This is a genomic window from Nocardia neocaledoniensis (assembly GCF_029868625.1).
Taxonomy (GTDB): Bacteria; Actinomycetota; Actinomycetes; order Mycobacteriales; family Mycobacteriaceae; genus Nocardia; species Nocardia neocaledoniensis_A.
The window spans coordinates 17,889-34,139 of the sequence record NZ_JARWOJ010000344.1; the positions used below are offsets into that span (position 1 = coordinate 17,889).

Annotated in this window: 20 protein-coding genes; 10 read left to right on the forward strand and 10 right to left on the reverse strand. The window is 68.5% G+C overall.

The window, feature by feature from the left end:
* The first annotated feature begins 136 nt into the window (after positions 1-136).
* On the forward strand, positions 137-1,084 hold the full coding sequence (locus tag QH270_RS26525; protein ID WP_280346789.1) for a DNA-3-methyladenine glycosylase family protein: 948 nt from the start codon (positions 137-139) through the stop codon (positions 1,082-1,084).
* Here the strand turns inward: QH270_RS26525 and QH270_RS26530 are convergent.
* Positions 1,081-1,287 (reverse strand): hypothetical protein, encoded by a 207-nt coding sequence (locus tag QH270_RS26530; RefSeq protein ID WP_280346790.1) that lies wholly within the window; start codon positions 1,285-1,287, stop codon positions 1,081-1,083. The genes QH270_RS26525 and QH270_RS26530 overlap by 4 nt on opposite strands.
* Positions 1,288-1,469: 182 nt before the next feature.
* On the opposite strand from QH270_RS26530, the gene QH270_RS26535 reads away from it, so the two are divergent.
* The 4 genes from QH270_RS26535 to QH270_RS26550 all read left to right on the forward strand — a co-directional run bounded on the left by QH270_RS26535 (position 1,470) and on the right by QH270_RS26550 (position 3,048).
* Positions 1,470-2,384, forward strand: a complete 915-nt coding sequence (locus QH270_RS26535; RefSeq protein ID WP_280346791.1) for a helix-turn-helix domain-containing protein — start codon at positions 1,470-1,472, stop codon at positions 2,382-2,384.
* Entirely contained in the window at positions 2,381-2,599 is a 219-nt protein-coding gene (locus tag QH270_RS26540) for a DUF397 domain-containing protein (protein ID WP_232995861.1), read from the forward strand. The genes QH270_RS26535 and QH270_RS26540 overlap by 4 nt, the downstream gene beginning before the upstream one ends.
* Positions 2,596-2,811: a DUF397 domain-containing protein gene (locus QH270_RS26545; protein WP_280346792.1), complete on the forward strand. Its 216-nt coding sequence runs from the start codon at positions 2,596-2,598 to the stop codon at positions 2,809-2,811. Before QH270_RS26540 ends, QH270_RS26545 begins: the two co-directional genes overlap by 4 nt.
* A gap of 99 nt (positions 2,812-2,910) precedes the next feature.
* On the forward strand, positions 2,911-3,048 hold the full coding sequence (locus tag QH270_RS26550; protein ID WP_280346793.1) for a hypothetical protein: 138 nt from the start codon (positions 2,911-2,913) through the stop codon (positions 3,046-3,048).
* Between the two features lie 41 nt (positions 3,049-3,089).
* Here the strand turns inward: QH270_RS26550 and QH270_RS26555 are convergent, their stop codons facing one another.
* The 3 genes from QH270_RS26555 to QH270_RS26565 are packed head-to-tail and all read right to left on the reverse strand — an operon-like array spanning position 3,090 to position 6,634.
* Positions 3,090-3,836 (reverse strand): succinate dehydrogenase/fumarate reductase iron-sulfur subunit, encoded by a 747-nt coding sequence (locus QH270_RS26555; protein WP_280346794.1) that lies wholly within the window; start codon positions 3,834-3,836, stop codon positions 3,090-3,092.
* Between the two features lie 2 nt (positions 3,837-3,838).
* Positions 3,839-5,773 carry a fumarate reductase/succinate dehydrogenase flavoprotein subunit gene (locus tag QH270_RS26560; RefSeq protein ID WP_280346795.1) on the reverse strand — a complete coding sequence of 645 codons (1,935 nt, stop codon included), beginning with the start codon at positions 5,771-5,773 and terminating at the stop codon, positions 3,839-3,841.
* Between the two features lie 30 nt (positions 5,774-5,803).
* Positions 5,804-6,634, reverse strand: a complete 831-nt coding sequence (locus tag QH270_RS26565) for a hypothetical protein (RefSeq protein ID WP_280346796.1) — start codon at positions 6,632-6,634, stop codon at positions 5,804-5,806.
* A gap of 209 nt (positions 6,635-6,843) precedes the next feature.
* Here QH270_RS26565 and QH270_RS26570 point away from each other — a divergent pair, with 209 nt between their 5' ends.
* On the forward strand, positions 6,844-8,025 hold the full coding sequence (locus tag QH270_RS26570; protein WP_280346797.1) for an acetyl-CoA acetyltransferase: 1,182 nt from the start codon (positions 6,844-6,846) through the stop codon (positions 8,023-8,025).
* 58 nt (positions 8,026-8,083) lie between these two features.
* On the opposite strand, the gene QH270_RS26575 is transcribed toward QH270_RS26570, so the two are convergent.
* From QH270_RS26575 to QH270_RS26585, 3 genes are all read right to left on the reverse strand, one after another.
* Entirely contained in the window at positions 8,084-8,374 is a 291-nt protein-coding gene (locus tag QH270_RS26575; protein WP_110037863.1) for a hypothetical protein, read from the reverse strand.
* 193 nt (positions 8,375-8,567) lie between these two features.
* A complete protein-coding gene (locus tag QH270_RS26580; protein WP_280346798.1) occupies positions 8,568-9,500 on the reverse strand; it encodes an alpha/beta fold hydrolase in 933 nt (310 codons plus the stop codon).
* A gap of 237 nt (positions 9,501-9,737) precedes the next feature.
* Entirely contained in the window at positions 9,738-10,919 is a 1,182-nt protein-coding gene (locus QH270_RS26585; protein ID WP_280346799.1) for an AAA family ATPase, read from the reverse strand.
* A gap of 109 nt (positions 10,920-11,028) precedes the next feature.
* Here QH270_RS26585 and QH270_RS26590 point away from each other — a divergent pair, with 109 nt between their 5' ends.
* The 3 genes from QH270_RS26590 (at position 11,029) to QH270_RS26600 (ending at position 12,599) form a co-directional block, all read left to right on the forward strand.
* On the forward strand, positions 11,029-11,313 hold the full coding sequence (locus tag QH270_RS26590) for a hypothetical protein (RefSeq protein ID WP_280346800.1): 285 nt from the start codon (positions 11,029-11,031) through the stop codon (positions 11,311-11,313).
* Between the two features lie 329 nt (positions 11,314-11,642).
* Positions 11,643-12,203: a C40 family peptidase gene (locus tag QH270_RS26595; protein WP_110037859.1), complete on the forward strand. Its 561-nt coding sequence runs from the start codon at positions 11,643-11,645 to the stop codon at positions 12,201-12,203.
* Positions 12,204-12,206: 3 nt separating this feature from the next.
* On the forward strand, positions 12,207-12,599 hold the full coding sequence (locus QH270_RS26600) for an RNA-binding S4 domain-containing protein (RefSeq protein WP_280346801.1): 393 nt from the start codon (positions 12,207-12,209) through the stop codon (positions 12,597-12,599).
* Here the strand turns inward: QH270_RS26600 and QH270_RS26605 are convergent.
* Positions 12,596-13,726 carry a cation:proton antiporter gene (locus QH270_RS26605; RefSeq protein ID WP_280346802.1) on the reverse strand — a complete coding sequence of 377 codons (1,131 nt, stop codon included), beginning with the start codon at positions 13,724-13,726 and terminating at the stop codon, positions 12,596-12,598. The genes QH270_RS26600 and QH270_RS26605 overlap by 4 nt on opposite strands.
* A complete protein-coding gene (locus QH270_RS26610; RefSeq protein WP_280346834.1) occupies positions 13,723-14,100 on the reverse strand; it encodes a hypothetical protein in 378 nt (125 codons plus the stop codon). Before QH270_RS26610 ends, QH270_RS26605 begins: the two co-directional genes overlap by 4 nt.
* A 151-nt stretch (positions 14,101-14,251) precedes the next feature.
* Here QH270_RS26610 and QH270_RS26615 point away from each other — a divergent pair, with 151 nt between their 5' ends.
* Complete coding sequence (locus QH270_RS26615) at positions 14,252-15,193, forward strand: MBL fold metallo-hydrolase (RefSeq protein WP_280346803.1); 942 nt, start codon at positions 14,252-14,254, stop codon at positions 15,191-15,193.
* A 17-nt stretch (positions 15,194-15,210) separates the two neighbouring features.
* Here the strand turns inward: QH270_RS26615 and QH270_RS26620 are convergent, their stop codons facing one another.
* The gene (locus tag QH270_RS26620; RefSeq protein WP_280346804.1) at positions 15,211-16,152 is read right to left on the reverse strand and encodes an NAD-dependent epimerase/dehydratase family protein; all 942 of its coding nucleotides are present in this window, start codon (positions 16,150-16,152) and stop codon (positions 15,211-15,213) included.
* Positions 16,153-16,251 lie beyond the last annotated feature (99 nt).

Sequence of the window (16,251 nt, forward strand, 5' to 3'; positions counted from 1 at the left end):
TTGCGTTGGTGATCATCGGTTACCTCCCACGTCGAGCCCGGATGCCGACTGTTTGCCGACATCACCGATATCGCCGCCGACGTGGCGAATATTACGAATGCGCATCGGCGCGCCGAGGGTGGCGCAGAATAGGCGGGTGCGCGAACAGACCCTCGATGCGGACCCGGCCTCGGCCGGGCTCTCCAGGACCGTTCGCTCGAGCAGGCCGTTCGACGTCGGGCTGACGATCATCCCGCTGCGCCGTGGCGGCGGAGACCCGTGCCACCACATCGACCGCGACGGCGCCCACTGGCATGCCTCCCGGATGCCGAGCGGCGTGGTGACCTACCGGCTCGTCCAAGATGGTCGTGACGGTGCCCGCGCCGATGCCTGGGGCCCCGGCGCCGCGGAATTCCTCGACGGCCTCGACCGGATGCTGTGCCTCGAAGAGGACCTCGACGACTTCACTCCCGAGCATCCCAAGCTGGTCGAAGCCCATCGCGTGGTGCCCGGCCTGCGGATGTTGCGGACCGGTCTGGTGTTCGAGGCGCTGGTCCCCGCCATCCTCGAGCAGAAGGTGCACACCAAGTCCTCGTTCGCGTCCTACCGCGCCCTGGTTCGCGAGTTCGGGACGAAGGCACCCGGTCCCGCCCCGGCCGGACTGATGGTCGCGCCCGATGCCGAGACCTGGCGCCGCGTTCCGTCCTGGAAGTTCCACCGGGCCAATGTCGGGCCGCAGCGCGCGCAGACGATCGTGCGCGCGGCGCGGGTGGCCGACGCGATCGAGCGCACCGCCACCATCGCCCCCGACGAGGCCGCGCGCCGGTTGCGCAGCCTGCCCGGCATCGGTGTCTGGACGGTTGCCGAGACCGCGCAGCGCGCCTTCGGCGACGCCGACGCACTCTCGGTGGGCGACTACCATCTCGCCGCGACCGTCGGCTGGAGCCTGCTGGGGCGTCCGATCGACGACGACGCGATGGTCGAGTACCTGGAACCCCTACGCCCACACCGCTATCGCGCGGTGCGGCTGCTCGCGCTGAGCGGCCAGGCGCACAAACCGAAGTTCGGTCCGCGCACCCCGATCACCGATCACCGGCACCACTAACGCAGGGCCCGTTGGTCGAGGACACAGTGGCCCGCGTCGACGAGTGTCGTGCGGGCACGCCTGCGCACCCGGCACTCGTCCACCGTGCAGTCGAGGTGCAATTGCATTGCGGCATGGGCCTGTTCGGCGTCCATCGGCCCCGGATCGGTACCGCAACCGAGTAGTGCAGCGGCAATATGCATGTTCACATCGCTCAATTGCATACGCCAAGCAGAGCACGCAACCACCCGGCTATCGGGGAGTACACGCCGATCCCGATGTTTAGCGCCGAATTCCCAGCACAACATCCAAAGAGGGGTGCAGGATTCCCCATAGTGGACGACGTCGACCGCCGGACCGGGGCTGAGGACGCCGGGCAGGTCGCGAACACAGGAGGAGTGGGGCTGTGGCAGCGAACGCATCGATCGGAACCGGCGGGCAGACGGGAGTCTCCTCGACCCTGCCGCGCCGTCAATTGGGCCGCTACCTACGGGATTGGCGTACCCAGGCGGGGATGACCATCGCCGAAGCGGCCAAGTTGATGGAGTGGGGCGCCAGTACCCTCCAGCGCCTGGAAAAGGGTCAGGCCGACCGCATCCGCACCATCGACATCCAGGAACTGTGCCGGATCTACGGCATCCCGGAAGCGATGGCGGAGGGTCTGACCGGACTCGCGCAGCAGGCGGCCGTCAAGAGCTGGTGGCACGCGTACGGCGATCTGATTCCCGAAAACTTCGACATATACCTGGGATTGGAGGTTTCCGCGCACCGGCTCCGGCCCTATCAGTCCGAACTCGTCCTCGGTCTGTTGCAAACCGCCGAATACACCCGCGCACTGAATCAGCTGGCGTATCCCCGGGATTCGGCCGACGAAATCGATCGGCGAGTCGCCCTGCGGCTGCAACGGCAGGCGCTGATCACCCGCAAGCAATCGCCCGCCGAGATCGATGTGGTTCTGCACGAATCGGTATTGCATCGGCTCGTCGGTAATGCGAAGGTGATGGCTGCGCAGTTGCGACACCTTGCCGACACGAGTACCCGAAGCAATGTGACACTGCGTATCCTGCCGTTTGCCGCCGGTGTTCCACTCGGAGTCTCCACCGGACCTTTCACGGTTCTCGAGTTCGGCGCCGACAGCAAAGGGCAACCGGTCGAACCGCCGGTGGTGTACGCCGAAGGCTTCACCGGCGATCTCTACCTGGAACGACGCGCTGATGTCAGCAGGTACGACCGGGCTCACGAGTGCCTCCAGCGTCATGCGCTGGATATTCAACCGAGCAGAGACCTGCTGCGGCGGGTCGCGAAGGAGTATGTGGCATGAGTTTCGATCTCGTCGACGCGCACTGGTTCAAGAGCACCCGCAGCGGTGCCGACAAGGACTGCGTCGAAGTCGCGTTCCTCTACGGCGGGCGCGTCGGCGTGCGCGACAGCAAGAACCCGGCCGGACCGGCGCTGGTCTTCGACGGACCGAGCTGGGACGCGTTCACCGCCGGTATCGACAGCGGCGCGTTCGCCTGCGCGCTGGGCGCCCGGTGAACAGCAAGCGCGCCATCGACACCACCGGCGCCACCTGGCTGCGCGCCGGGGCCGCGGGTGTGGGCAGCAGCGTCGAGGTGGCCATGCTCGACGACGGCTATGTGGCCCTGCGCGACGGCAAGAATCCCGAGGGACCGGTGTTGATCTTCACCCCGAGTGAATGGTCGGCCTTCACCGCGGGCGTGCACGACGGCGAGTTCGATCGCCCTTGATCACGTTTGGATCAAGGTCCGGACGGGTAGCCCATGTACATGGACCGAGGGTTGAAGAAAATGCCACCCCGGTACCGGAGGCTGGCGCCTGAGGACGGTGTGGAGCGCCTGATCGTGATACTGCTTTTCGCGGTATCCGCGATCGGAATCTTCGTGCTCACCGGCTCGTTTCTCGGCGCGCTGTTCATCGGATTACTGGTCGGATTAGTCGCGGTAGGGACTGTAGCTGTGTTGTAGGAGCGGTCGCTGCGGGGCCTCGTGCCCCGCAGCGTTTCCGTTCATCTCCGGAACAGTTTGTTACCCAGCCACACAATAGGATCGTATTTACGGTCGACGACCCGTTCTTTCAACGGAATCAGCGCGTTGTCGGTGATCTTGATGTGCTCCGGGCAGACCTCGGTGCAGCATTTGGTGATATTGCAGTAACTCAGACCCGCTTCCTCCTGGGCCATCTCGCGCCGATCGGCGGTGTCGAGCGGATGCATCTCCAGCTCGGCCACGCGCATCAGATAGCGCGGCCCGGCGAAGGCCTGCTTGTTGTCCTCGTGATCGCGGACCACGTGGCAGGTGTTCTGGCACAGGAAGCACTCGATGCACTTGCGGAACTCCTGGGAGCGCTCCACATCGACCTGCTTCATCCGGTACGCGCCCGGCGCCAGTCCGGCGGGCGGCGTGAAAGAGGGGATCTCCCTGGCCTTCTCGTAGTTGAACGAGACGTCGGTGACGAGATCCTTGATGATCGGGAAGGTGCGCATCGGCGTCACCGTGATCACCTCGTCGGGCGTGAAGGTCGACATCCGGGTCATGCACAGCAGCCGCGGCCTGCCGTTCACCTCGGCCGAGCACGAACCACATTTGCCCGCTTTGCAATTCCAGCGCACCGCGAGATCCGGTGCCTGGGTGGCCTGCAGGCGGTGGATGATGTCGAGCACCACCTCGCCCTCGTTCACCAGCACCGTGAAGTCCTCGAGACCACCGCCGTCGATGTCGCCGCGCCAGACCCGGAACCGGGCGTCGTATCCCATCGCTACGCCTCTCCTTCGACCGAGCCCGCGGCCGGATGATCGGCCAGTTCCCGCTCGGTGTAGTACTTCTCGAGTTCGCTCAGTTCGAACAGGGCGAGCAGGTCCTCGCGCATCGGCGTCTGATCGGCCGGGGTGACGGTGATGCCGGGTACCCGCCGATCCGCGGTCGCCGGATCGAGCGCGCAGACCAGCAGTTTGTTGCGCCAGTCGGGGTTCATGCCGGGATGGTCGTCGCGGGTGTGCCCGCCGCGGCTCTCGGTGCGCAGCAGCGCCGCCTCGGCCACGCACTCGCTGACCAGCAGCATGTTCGCCAGGTCGAGCGCCAGATGCCAGCCCGGGTTGAACTGCCGCTGCCCCTGCACCGTCACCTCGGCGTACCTGGCGCGCAGCTCGGCCAATTTCTCGATGGCCTCGCGCACCTCGTGTTCCTTGCGGATGATGCCGACGAGGTCGTTCATCGTCTCCTGCAACTCGCTGTGCAGGGTGTAAGGGTTCTCGCCGGTGCCCGAGGCGGGCGGATCGAACGGTGCCAGCGCGGTTTTCGTCGCCGCCTCGATGTCGGCGGGCGCCGGGACCGGGCGCTCGGTGAGCTGCTGGACGTAGGCCGACGCGCCGAGCCCGGCCCGTCTGCCGAACACCAGCAGGTCCGACAGCGAGTTGCCGCCGAGCCGGTTCGAGCCGTGCATACCGCCGGAACACTCGCCGGCGGCGAACAATCCGGGTACAACGGCGGCTCCGGTATCCGGGTCGACCTCGATACCACCCATCACGTAGTGGCAGGTCGGACCGACTTCCATCGGCTCGGCGGTGATGTCGACATCGGCCAGCTCCTTGAACTGGTGATGCATCGACGGCAGCCTGCGCACGATCTCCTCGGCGGGCATCCTGGAGGCGATGTCGAGGTAAACGCCGCCGTGTTCGGTGCCGCGGCCCGCCTTCACCTCCTCGTTGATCGCCCTGGCGACCTCGTCGCGGGGGAGCAGGTCGGGGGTGCGGCGCGCGGAATCGTTGTCGCGCAACCACTGATCGGCCTCGGCCTCGGTCTCGGCGTACTGGCCCTTGAACACCGGCGGGATGTAGTCGAACATGAACCGCTTGCCGTCGGAGTTCTTCAGCACGCCGCCGTCACCGCGCACGCCCTCGGTGACCAGGATGCCCTTCACGCTGGGCGGCCAGACCATGCCGGTCGGGTGGAACTGCAGGAACTCCATGTTGATCAGGGTCGCGCCCGAACGCAGCGCCAGCGCGTGGCCGTCGCCGGTGTACTCCCAGGAGTTCGACGTCACCTTGTAGGACTTGCCGATACCGCCGGTGGCCAGCACGATGGCGGGCGCCTTGAACAGCACCAGCCCGCCCGACTCGCGCCAGTACCCGAAAGCGCCCGCGATGCGGCCGTTCTCGGTGAGCAGCTCGGTGATGGTGCACTCGGCGAAGACCTTGATCCTGGCCTCGTAGTCGCCGGTGGCGGCGAAGTCCTCCTGCTGCAGCGACACGATCTTCTGCTGCATGGTGCGGATCAGTTCCAGGCCGGTCCGGTCGCCGACGTGCGCCAGGCGCGGATAGGTGTGCCCGCCGAAGTTGCGCTGGCTGATCCGTCCGTCCGGCGTCCGATCGAACAGCGCGCCATAGGTTTCCAGCTCCCACACGCGGTCGGGGGCCTCGCGGGCGTGCAGTTCGGCCATCCGCCAGTTGTTGAGGAACTTGCCACCACGCATGGTGTCCTTGAAATGGGTCTGCCAGTTGTCCTTCTCGTTGGCATTGCCCATCGAGGCCGCGCAGCCGCCCTCGGCCATCACGGTGTGCGCCTTGCCGAACAACGACTTACACACCACCGCGACCGAAAGGCCCTGCTCGCGTGCCTCGATCACGGCGCGCAGGCCGGCGCCGCCCGCCCCGATCACCACGACGTCGTAGTCGTGCTGTTCCAGCTCTGACATGGGTGAACAAGCTCCTCGAGTAGACGCGATTCAGTCGACGAACCGCAGGTCCGAAATGGTCTGGCTCGCAACCAACATCACGTAGAAGTCGGTGAGCACGAGGGTGCCGAGGGTGGTCCAGGCCAGCGCCATGTGGCGGGTGTTGAGCTTGGAGACCTGGGTCCAGAACCAGTAGCGCACCGGATGCGCGGAGAAGTGTTTGAGCCTGCCGCCCGCGATGTGCCTGCACGAATGGCACGACAGCGTGTACGCCCACAGCAGGATGACATTGATCAGCAGCACGATGTTGCCTAGCCCGAAACCGAAACCGCCGCTCTCGCCGTGGAACGCGGTGATCGCGTCCCAGGTGTTGATCAGCGAGACCACCACCGCCACATAGAAGAAGTAGCGATGCGAGTTCTGGATGATCAGCGGCAGCCGCGACTCCCCGGTGTAGCGCGCGTGCGGCTCGGCGACCGCGCAGGCGGGCGGGGAGAACCACACCGACCGGTAGTAGGCCTTGCGGTAGTAGTAGCAGGTGAGGCGGAAGCCGAGCAGGAACGGCAGCACCACGAACCCGAGCGGGATCCACATGGGCAGCTCGCCGAACGGTGTGCCGAAATGACTCGACCCCGGCGCGCACGAATCGCTGAGGCACGGCGAGTAGAACGGCGTCAGATAGTGGTACTGCGGCACCCAATAGGCCGTGCGCACAAACGATCTGATCGTCGCGTAGCCGACGAAGGCGCCGAGTCCGAGCGCGGTGAGCAGGGGAGGTAGCCACCAGCGGTCGGTGCGCAGCGTGCGCGCGGCGATGCGGGCGCGCGTCTTGCCGAAGACGCCGGTTCCGGTCGACGGGGTGGTTGTCGGTGCGGCACTCACGTGGATGCCTCGCTGATCGTCAGGTGGCGGCGGTTGATCATTCCCCACCGCGATGGATTGTGATGTGGAGCACCATACGCCTGTGTTCGAGCCGCTCGAGTCGGGTCCCACGCATCCGCTCGCCGCCCGGCCCGGTGATCTCTGTCACAGCCGTCACTGCCGTGACGGGCGGTCACGCCGGTGCAACAAACGTGTGGTGCCCTGTGGGCATGAGAAGAGCGGCGATCGTGGCGCCCGTCCGCACGCCGAGTGGCATCGAGGGCGGGGCGCTGTCGGGGATGCCCGCGGAGTGGCTGGCCACGACCGTGTTGTCGGCGGTGCTCGAACGGTCCGGCATCGATCCGCTCCGCGTCGAGGACGTCGCGATGGCCTGCGTCGGCGGCGGGCTCGCCGGGGTGCCCGCGCTCGGCGCGCTGGCCGCACGCGGCGCCGGACTGCCGTTGTCGGTGCCGGGATTCCTCACCGACCGGCACAGCGGGAGTGGCCTGCAGGCGGTGATCACCGCGGCGATGATGGTGCAGACCGGCGCGGCCGACGTGGTCGTCGCCGGTGGCGTCGAATGCGCGACGACGACGGCGCAACCGCCCGGCGGCGCCTCTGGATTGCGCAACGCCGAGCGGCTGGCCAGGTATTACGGCATCGACCGCATCGCGGCCGACGAGTTCGCGGCCGCTAGTCACCGCAAGGCGTCACGGGCCTGGCGGCAGGGCGCGTTCGGGGCCGAAGTGGTGCCGGTCGCGGTCGCCGCCGGGTCGCTCGAGCATCAGATCCGCCGTGACGAGGGCGTGCGCGAGGACCTGTCCACCCACACCCTGGCCGCCTTGCGGCCGCTGCTCGAGCACGGTGTCGTCACCGTCGGCAATATGAGCGCGCATCGGCTCGGCGCGTCGGCCTGCCTGGTGGTCGCCGAGGACCGGCTGTCCGAACTGGGTCTCACACCGATGGCGTTCCTCGCAGGCTGGGCGGCGGCGGGCTGCGACAGCGACGGCCCCACTCTCGGCGCCGCGCCCGCGGTGGCCAAACTGCTCGGCCGCACCGGTTGCGCGCTGGACGAGATCGACCTGCTCGAGATCAACGAGGGGTATGCCGTCGAGGTGCTGGCACTGGCCGCCGAATGGGACCTCGACCCGCACGAGCGGCTCAATGTGAACGGTTCCGACATCGCGCTCGGGCACCCGGTCGGTGCCACCGGCCTGCGGATCATGACGACGATGCTGCACGAATTGGGCCGCACGGGCGGCCGGTACGGCCTGGAGGCCATCGCGCTCGGCCACGACCACGGGATCGCGGCGCTGTTCGAGTCCGCCGATTTCGCGGAGCCGGGCGAGGCCCCACGTGGCGCGCGCTTCCACGGGGTCCGCGCCAAGCGGTTCGGTCGGCACCGCGCCTGACAGGGGTCGGCGCGGCGGCCCTGGGTGGCAGGACCGCCGCGCCGGTGAACAGGTCTTCTTACTTGGTTCGCGGCCGCGAGTGGAAGCCGAGACCCTCGTCCTGTGCGCCCATCCAGGCCGCCTCGTCGGACTTGCTGTCGGGGACGTAGATCGGTTCGGATCGCCGTGGCGTGGCGAGCTCCGGCGGTGGGGCCTGCTCGAACTCCTCGGCATCGATGACCAACCGCTCGAGGTCGTTCTCCAGCCGGCGCACGGTGGCCGCGTCGCCGTAGTTGGTGCGCAGTGCGCCGATCGATTGCCGGAGTTGACCGACCGCGTAGCGCAGTTCCGCGATGTCGCTGCGTGTCATCGTTACCTCCTGTGTATACGGCGGGCGGACCGACTCATCGGATCACCTGGCACGCCCGTGAAACCCCGGGCCGCACTGCACCGAGTCGTGTGACTCACCACACAACGTGATCTCCACCACAATAACCGAGCTTTTCGGTTTACGCCCGAAGTTGGCCAGGATTCCGGGATTGCCGTCCGGTAACCATGGCGTCTCAGCCCGCGACGGCGTACCGGCCGCGCGCGTCCGCCGTCGCTCGCTCGACCAGCGCGGCGATCGAGGTGGCGACCTCTTCGGCCCGCTCGAGAATGACGCTGTGCCCGGCGCCCTCGATCCGCACCAGTTCCGCGCTCGCCAGTTGCGAGGCCAGCACCACCGAGTGCGTGAACGGCACCATCAGGTCGGCGGAACCGGCCAGCACCAGCGTGGGCAGCGTGCCGAGGCGCGGCAGCGTGTGCGCCTCGTCGAAGGTGAGCAGCGAGCTGAGGAAGCCCGCCATCGTCAGCAGCGGGGTCTCGCTGAGGATCGCGGTCGCGACCGCGGCGACCCGCCGGTTCACCCGGCCGGTGCCCGAGCTCGCCTCGCGCAGCAGCGGTCCGAAAACCCAGCGGGAGAAGCGTTTCGACGCCTGCATCACCCGTGGGGCGCGCACCACGGCCCGCTGTAGCGAGGCGACGGTGTGCCGGTTGAGCAGCCTGCCGAGCCCGACCTCGGTGATGCCGCCCGCCGCGCCCGCGATCAATCCGATCCCGGCGACGCGCTCGCCGATCGCGGCCGGGAACAGCCGGGCGTAGGCGAGCAGCACCATCGCGCCCATCGAATGCCCGACCAGCACGACCGGGCCGGCCGGCGCGACGGCTCGCAGGACCGCGTCGAGGTCGGTGGCGAGATGGTCGATGGTGTAGGTCGCGTGGTCGGCGTGGCCGGATTCGCCGTGACCGCGGTGGTCGTAGAAGACCATCCGCACCTCGGCGCCCCAGTGCCGCAGCAGGTGCTCACGCAGGATGGACCAGGATTCGGTGTGCAGGCAGTGGCCGTGCACGAAGACGACGGTCAGTGCGGCGGTGTCGGCGCCGGTGACGCGGACAGCGATGGGTGTGCCGTCGTCGGCGGTGACGGTGGCGCGGCGGCCCTCATGGATCGACATCCCGCCTCCCTGCTCGTGGTGTACCCGTGTTTCGGGACAGATTTCCGAGGCGTTAGCCCGTCAATCCTCGCGTTACGCAGCTGATGCGCAACCGAATCCGGAGGCGGCTGGACCGTTATGCAGGAAAGTATTCGGTTCTCTAGTGTCTAGGCTAGATATTTGTAGATCGTCGTGAGATCGGCGGTCTCGAGGACCTTCTATCTATATCTAGATCAAACGGTAGAAGATCGCAGAGAGCTATACGCTCCGGAGATATCGGCCGAAATGCGGGACCGTGAACCCGATCGTGCCGCGCTCGGCCGAATAGATCAGCCCCTTCTTGATCAGCCCGTCCCGCGCCGGCGAGACCGACGCGGGCTTGCGGCCCAGCTCGGCGGCGACCGCGGCGGTGGCCACCGGTCCGTCGTCGCCGGACAGATCGGCCATCGCCCGCATGTACTCGCGCTCGGCGGGCGTGGCGCGCTCGTACCTCGACCCGAAGAAGCCCACGGCGAGCTCCTCCTCGGCGGTGGGCGAGGCCACCTCGACGTCCTCGGCGCTGATCGGGCTGTCCGGCGCCTGGTCCCAGGCCGCCTTGCCGTAGGCCTGCACGAAATACGGGTAACCGTCGGCCTTCTGGTACAGCGAGTCGAGCGCGTCCTCGGTGAACTTCACCTCCTCCCGTTCGGCGGGAACGATCAGAGCGAGATCGGCCGACTCCCGGTCCAGCCGGTCGATGCGGTGATAACTGAACAGTCGCTCCGAGTAACTCTTGGACGCCGAGAGCACCGCGGGCAGATGCGGCAGCCCGGCGCCGACGACGATCAGCGGCGCGCCGTCCTGGCTCAGCTCGTGGCACGCGCCGCAGATCGCGGACACGTCGGTGGGACCGAGATCCTGCATCTCGTCGATGAAGATGCCGATGCCGACGCCGATATCGGCGGCCAGCGCCGCGGCCTCCTTGAACAGCTCGATCAGGTCGATCTCGATGTCACCCGAATCGGCGCGGCCGGTCACCGCGGGCACATCGATGCCGGGCTGCCAGCGTTCGCGCATGCCCTTGTCCGCGGTGGCACGCAGGGCGAAGGCCTTGAGGATGCCGAGGAAGTCGTCGACGCGCTCGGGGTTGCGATGCGCCATCGCGATCGCGCGCACCGCCATGTGCAGCGCCGAGGACAGCGGGCGGCGCAGATCCTGGTCCGGCCGCGCCTCGATCTTGCCGGTGCCCCAGCCGCGCGAGATCGCGGCCGAGCGAAGCTGGTTGAGCAGCACGGTCTTTCCGACACCGCGCAGGCCGGTGAGCATCACGCTGCGCTCCGGTCTGCCGCGCGCGATCCGTTCCAGCACGATGTCGAAGGCGGCGAGTTGCTTGTCGCGCCCGGCCAGTTCGGGCGGACGTTGACCGGCGCCGGGAGCGTATGGATTGCGCACGGGGTCCATGCCGGACAACCGTAGCGCGTTCGCGCGGCAGAATCTCGGTAAGTCTGCGCTGCGTCCTAGATACTGCTATCGAAGCCGAGACGAGCGAGTGGAACGAGAACGGAGCGGCATGTTCGACGAATCCCGCAATGGCGGTCGCGACGCGATGCCCCCTTCCTTCGCCGAGATCGTGGCGGGCTGGGCGCTGCCGGAGAACGCGTATCTGGCCGACACGATCCGCCGCGATGTGCTGGCTCTCATCGCCTCCGGTTACGACGACCCGGAGGCGATCGCGGCCGTCGCCCTCGGCCCGCTGGTCATGGCGCTCGGCCGGCTCGAGGTCGACCTGGCCGACGCCCGCACCCGCATCGCCGAGCTGGAGCAGGCGGCCCAGCCGCGCAACAACCGCCATTGATAACGCAGGGGGCAGCTCGGGAGATGTAGTCGTTACGCGCGCCGACACGCCGGGCGCGCGCCCGTGTTCAGGGCTTTCGCCGACGCGGGAAAAAGACTTGCGCGGTTGGCTGGACACCATGCATCACAGGCCGTAATCTTCTCGTGACTTAGTGGAGTCTGTCGCTTCGTCAGAGGAGCGGCGCCATTGAGTCACCGCCGAATCGTCGTAGTCGCCAAGCGATCCCGACACCGGTGGTGGAGTAGCAAGATCGGAGACTCGTCTCGGTGGGTAAACACAGCTTGCAGCGGGATTCTCGACTGCCGAATTCCGTCAAGGGTGCACTCGTCATGGGTGCGGTGGCCGCCACGACCGGTGCGATGCCCGCGATTTCGCAGGCTGCCACGATCAACATTCCCGGCCTCGGTAACTTCGATCTGCCGCCCGAGCTCGAGCAGCCGGCGCAGCAGGTGGAGAAGCAGCTCCAGGCCATGGTTGCTCCGCAGGGCCAGGCCGCTCCGCAGCTGCCCAGCGTGAACTTCGACAATCCGTTCCAGCAGCAGCAGTCCGCGGGCAACATCGCCCTGGACGCAGCGCGGACCAAGCTCGGCGCCGTCTACAGCTGGGGTGCCGCCGGCCCCTCGAGCTTCGACTGCTCCGGCCTCGTGCAGTGGGCCTACCGTCAGGCAGGCATCGAACTGCCGCGCACCAGCTTCGAGCAGTCGCACGTCGGCGCGCCGGTGTCGTTCGACAACCTGCAGGCCGGTGACATCGTCATCACCAACGGTGGCGGCCACGTCGGCATCTACGCCGGCAACGGTCAGCTGCTCAACGCTGTGCAGTCGGGCACCCCGGTGTCCTACACCCAGCTCAGCGCCGACGACGTCGTCACGGCTCGCCGTATCGTCTAAGGGGTGAGCCCCGCCGAACAACGCTCCGTCACCCAGGCCCGTGTCGATTCGTGGATCTGGGCGGTGCGGTTGTTCAAGACGCGCTCGGCCGCGGCGGAAGCCTGTCGCGGCGGGCACGTGCGTGTCAACGGTGTGACCGTGAAACCGGCGCATCAGCTGAAACTCGGCGACGAGGTCAGGATCCGGCACGCGGGTATCGAACGCATCGTCGTCGTCGAGCGGATCATCCACAAGCGCGTCGGACCACCGATCGCCGCGCAGTGCATGATCGACCGCAGCCCGCCCCCGCCGCCGAAGGAAGTCCTCGCCGCCATTCCACAGCGTGATCGCGGTGCGGGCAGGCCGACGAAACGCGAACGGCGCGAGACCGATCGGTTGATGGGTCGCGCCGACTAGGGTGCCGTCTTCGCCGCGAGCCTGCTCGCCGCGATCGTCGCGATCGCGATCGTGCACAGGGTGGCCAGCATGATCGCCGAACCTTCGCCCGGGACCAGCACGCCGAGCTGACTGCCCACCGTCACCGCCGCGACCGGTACGCCGATCTGAGCCGCCGCCAGTGCGCCGTAGGCCACCGGCTGCCCGAGTATCCGGGCCGCGCAGTGCACCGCGACGGCGCCGAACCCGAGCGCGAGCCCGAGCAGGATCAGTCGCGGGTGCTCGCCGAGTTCGCGCAGATCGAGCCGGGCGCCGAGCCAGACGAAGAACAGCGGCGCCAGCAGACCGTCACTGATCGCGAACACCTGCTTGGCCACCCGCCGCGGCTCACCCACCCCGGCCACGGCCAGACCGGCCGCGAAGCCGCCGAGCATGATCGACACGTGCAGCGCGCTCGCCACTCCGCACAGCGCGAACACCAGGACCAGGCTCACCCGGAGTTCGAGTGTGAACTTCCGTTCCTCCGAGACCTCGTGCACCTGACGCTGCGCACCGGTCTTCTGCAGATACCGCAGAATCAGGAACATCACCCCGGCACAGGCCGCGATCACCACCGCGCCGACCGCCGCCCGCAGCGCGTTGCCGGGATCGATCACCAGCGGCAGCGCCACGATGCAGGCGGTGTCGGCGATGGCGACCTGCGCGGTGAGCGCCAGCACCGGCGGGCCGGCCAAACCCAGCGAATCGATGATCGGCAAGGCCATCGCCGCCGAGGACGACGCGAGCAGCACCGCGTAGATCGCGGCATGTCCGGTGCCGAAGGCCTGCGCCACCGCCCAGCCCGCGCCCGCGGCGACCACACCGACGAGCGCGGCCCGCACGATGCCTGCGCCGAGCGCGCCGCGCACCGCCGGATCGCGGACCGGCACATGGGTGCCGGCCGCGAACATCACCAGCGCGAAACCCATGTCGGCCAGGAAGACGAAGACCGGGTCCTCGGCGTCGAGTATCCCGAAACCCGTGGTGCCGAAGATGATTCCGGCCAACAGCTCACCGAGGATGACCGGCAGACGCAGCCGTTTCGGCAAGGCGAGCAGCGGCCCGAGCAGCCCGAGCGCGACCACCAGCGCCAGGGTCGTGAAGGTCACGGCATCGCGGCGATCTTGGCCGGGATCTCCGCGTTCTCGTCGGCGAAGTACAGCGCGCACACCCGGTGGTAGCCGTCGGCGATCAGCATCGGCACATTCCGTCGGCAGTCGCCGCGCACGAGCAGGATCGGCGAGAGCCGCTTGCCCTCGTTGATCTTGAGCAGGTCCTTGCGCACATGCGGATTGTCGGGTGTGAGGGCGTCGAGGCGCGAGGCGCGCAGGATGTCCTTCGCCTTCTTCACGACCACCGGCGCGCTCCGGAGTTCGGCCACGATCGCCGCGACGACCTGCGCGTCGCCGAGCAGGTCGAGATAGTCGGCGGCGGCCGGATAGTCGTGCTCCTCCGGGGCGTCCTTCCACTGCACCTGGATGATTTGCTCTGCCATCGGATCATCATCCGCCGCGCGCGCGGCGTCAGCGGGCCGGTAGCTGGATGTTGTCGATTGTTTGCGCGATCGGTATGCGCGGGCGGTGGCCGGAGATTGTGGTGGTCGCCGTGGGCGCGGATCGCCTACGGTGGCAGATATGGGTGAGTGCGGGCCGATGTTGTCGACGCTTCTCGCCTGCTGCGTCGCCACCGCCGCGACGGTCCCGCGCATGCTGTGGCCGCGCCCGGCCGATACCGCGTTCCTGTCCGGGTTGGAGCAGGCACCGGCGCCGGCGGCGGGAGCGACCGTCGAACTGGTCGCCCTCATGCAGGCCGAGCTGTCCGCGCCGACGGCACTCGTTGCCGAAGGCGCGCGGACCCTGCGCTCGACCCCGATGACCATGTCGAGCTTCCTGGTGCGCCACCCCTCGGCCACCTTCCTCGTCGACGCCGCGGTCTGCACGGGCGTGCACGATCGGGTGCTGCCCGAACTGCCGTTCCCGGTCCCGGTGTTCGTGGCGCCGGACGGGCCGGTGCACGGGCTGAGCGAGTTGCTCGCCGCGCACGACCTGACCGGCGCCGACATCGACTTCGTGCTGCCGACCCACCTGCACTGGGACCACGTCTCCGGCCTGTACGAACTGCCGGGCTGGGTGCCGATCCGGGTCCCCGATGTCGAATACCGCTGGGCGATGGGCGGATCGCATCCGCCGCTCGGCGTCGCCCGCGGGCCCCTGCGCGGCCGGGTGTTCGACCTCTACGAACTCGACGGTCCACCCGTACTCACCTTCGCCCGCAGCCACGACCTGTTCGGCGACGGCTCGGTCGTGCTGGTCGACCTGGCCGGGCACACGCCCGGCAGCGTCGGCATCCTGCTCGCCGTCGACGACGGCACCCGCGTCCTGCTGGCGGGCGACGCGGTGTGGAGCCGGCTCCAGGTCGAACTGTTGCGGGAGAAGGCGCCGATGCCGGGCCAGCTCGTCGACGCCGACCGCGACGCGGCCTTCGAGGTCGTCCACCGCCTGCATGCCCTACCCGCCGACATCGAACTCATCCCCGGCCACGACCGCGCCGCGGTCGCCGCCCGCGCCCCACACTGACCGCCGCGCGACCCTGCCTACCGCTGCGCTGAGCGCGCGGTCAGGCCCGCCGACACGCTCGCATAGCGCGGCCGCCAGTGCAGTTCCTCGTGTGCCAGCTCGCTCGAGATCCGCATCGACGTGTCGGACATCAGCGCCCCGATGTACGGCACGGCCAGCCGAATCATCCACGCGGGCAGCCGGATCGGGCGGGGCGTGCGCTGCGACCGAGACACCTCCGCGAAGAACTCGCGCCAGGCGATCGGGTTGTCGTCGGCGATGTTGTAGGCACGGCCCGCGACGCCGCGTTCGAGCGCGGCGACCGTCGCGGCGGCCGCGTCCTCGACGTGGATCCACGTGTTCACCCCGCCGGCACCGAGCGGGCCGACCGGAGCGTGTTTGCGCATCATGTCGGCGAACAGATCGCTGAACGCGCTCGGCCCGTAGAACAGCCCGTACCGCAACGCGATTCCCTCGATCCCGGGCGCGTCGAACACCTGTTGCTCCCCGGCGACGCACGCGCGCACCACCTCGTCGGCCACGCCGCCGTTGTAGACGCCGAACTCGTCGCGTTCGGTCACCGGCCGCGCGCCGTGGTCGTGGTAGCCGTAGCCGAGGACCAGCGATTGGGCGATGAAGCGTCGCGCGCCGACCAGGTCGGCCGCCGCGAGCAGGTTGGCGGTGCCGACGGTGCGCAGCAGCCCGGTCGGATCGTCGGCCGGGATCCGGCGCTGGACCTTCGCGTCGCGCAGCGCGGTCGCCTCGTGGATGACCGCGTCGGCCGCGACGCCGTCGAGCGCGCGCAGCAGCCCGTCGCGGTCGAGCACGTCGGCGGTGATCGGCTCGGCGCCGAGTTCGCGGACCAGCGGATGGGAGTCGGGCTTTCGGACGAGGGCCGACACGTGGTGACCGTTGGCCGTCAGCGCGCGGATCAGGGGGCGACCGATGGCGCCGGTGGCGCCGGCGAGCAGAACCTGCATGAGAGTTCCTTTCGGCGAGGTGAGTGTTTCCCTGCTTCCTGGACGGGCGCGAGCGCCTCGATGTGATGGCCTGTGACCAGCCTCACCAGGCCCGACACG

Bases quoted from the DNA above. Each gene is read 5' to 3' on its own strand.
- QH270_RS26595 (WP_110037859.1), top strand. From the start codon at position 11,643: ATGGGTGCGGTGGCCGCCACGACCGGTGCGATGCCCGCGATTTCGCAG.
- QH270_RS26570 (WP_280346797.1), top strand. From the start codon at position 6,844: ATGAGAAGAGCGGCGATCGTGGCGCCCGTCCGCACGCCGAGTGGCATC.
- QH270_RS26575 (WP_110037863.1), bottom strand. From the start codon at position 8,374: ATGACACGCAGCGACATCGCGGAACTGCGCTACGCGGTCGGTCAACTC.
- QH270_RS26615 (WP_280346803.1), top strand. From the start codon at position 14,252: ATGGGTGAGTGCGGGCCGATGTTGTCGACGCTTCTCGCCTGCTGCGTC.
- QH270_RS26560 (WP_280346795.1), bottom strand. From the start codon at position 5,773: ATGTCAGAGCTGGAACAGCACGACTACGACGTCGTGGTGATCGGGGCG.
- QH270_RS26540 (WP_232995861.1), top strand. From the start codon at position 2,381: ATGAGTTTCGATCTCGTCGACGCGCACTGGTTCAAGAGCACCCGCAGC.
- QH270_RS26620 (WP_280346804.1), bottom strand. From the start codon at position 16,152: ATGCAGGTTCTGCTCGCCGGCGCCACCGGCGCCATCGGTCGCCCCCTG.
- QH270_RS26555 (WP_280346794.1), bottom strand. From the start codon at position 3,836: ATGGGATACGACGCCCGGTTCCGGGTCTGGCGCGGCGACATCGACGGC.
- QH270_RS26585 (WP_280346799.1), bottom strand. From the start codon at position 10,919: ATGGACCCCGTGCGCAATCCATACGCTCCCGGCGCCGGTCAACGTCCG.
- QH270_RS26590 (WP_280346800.1), top strand. From the start codon at position 11,029: ATGTTCGACGAATCCCGCAATGGCGGTCGCGACGCGATGCCCCCTTCC.
- QH270_RS26580 (WP_280346798.1), bottom strand. From the start codon at position 9,500: ATGTCGATCCATGAGGGCCGCCGCGCCACCGTCACCGCCGACGACGGC.
- QH270_RS26530 (WP_280346790.1), bottom strand. From the start codon at position 1,287: ATGCAATTGAGCGATGTGAACATGCATATTGCCGCTGCACTACTCGGT.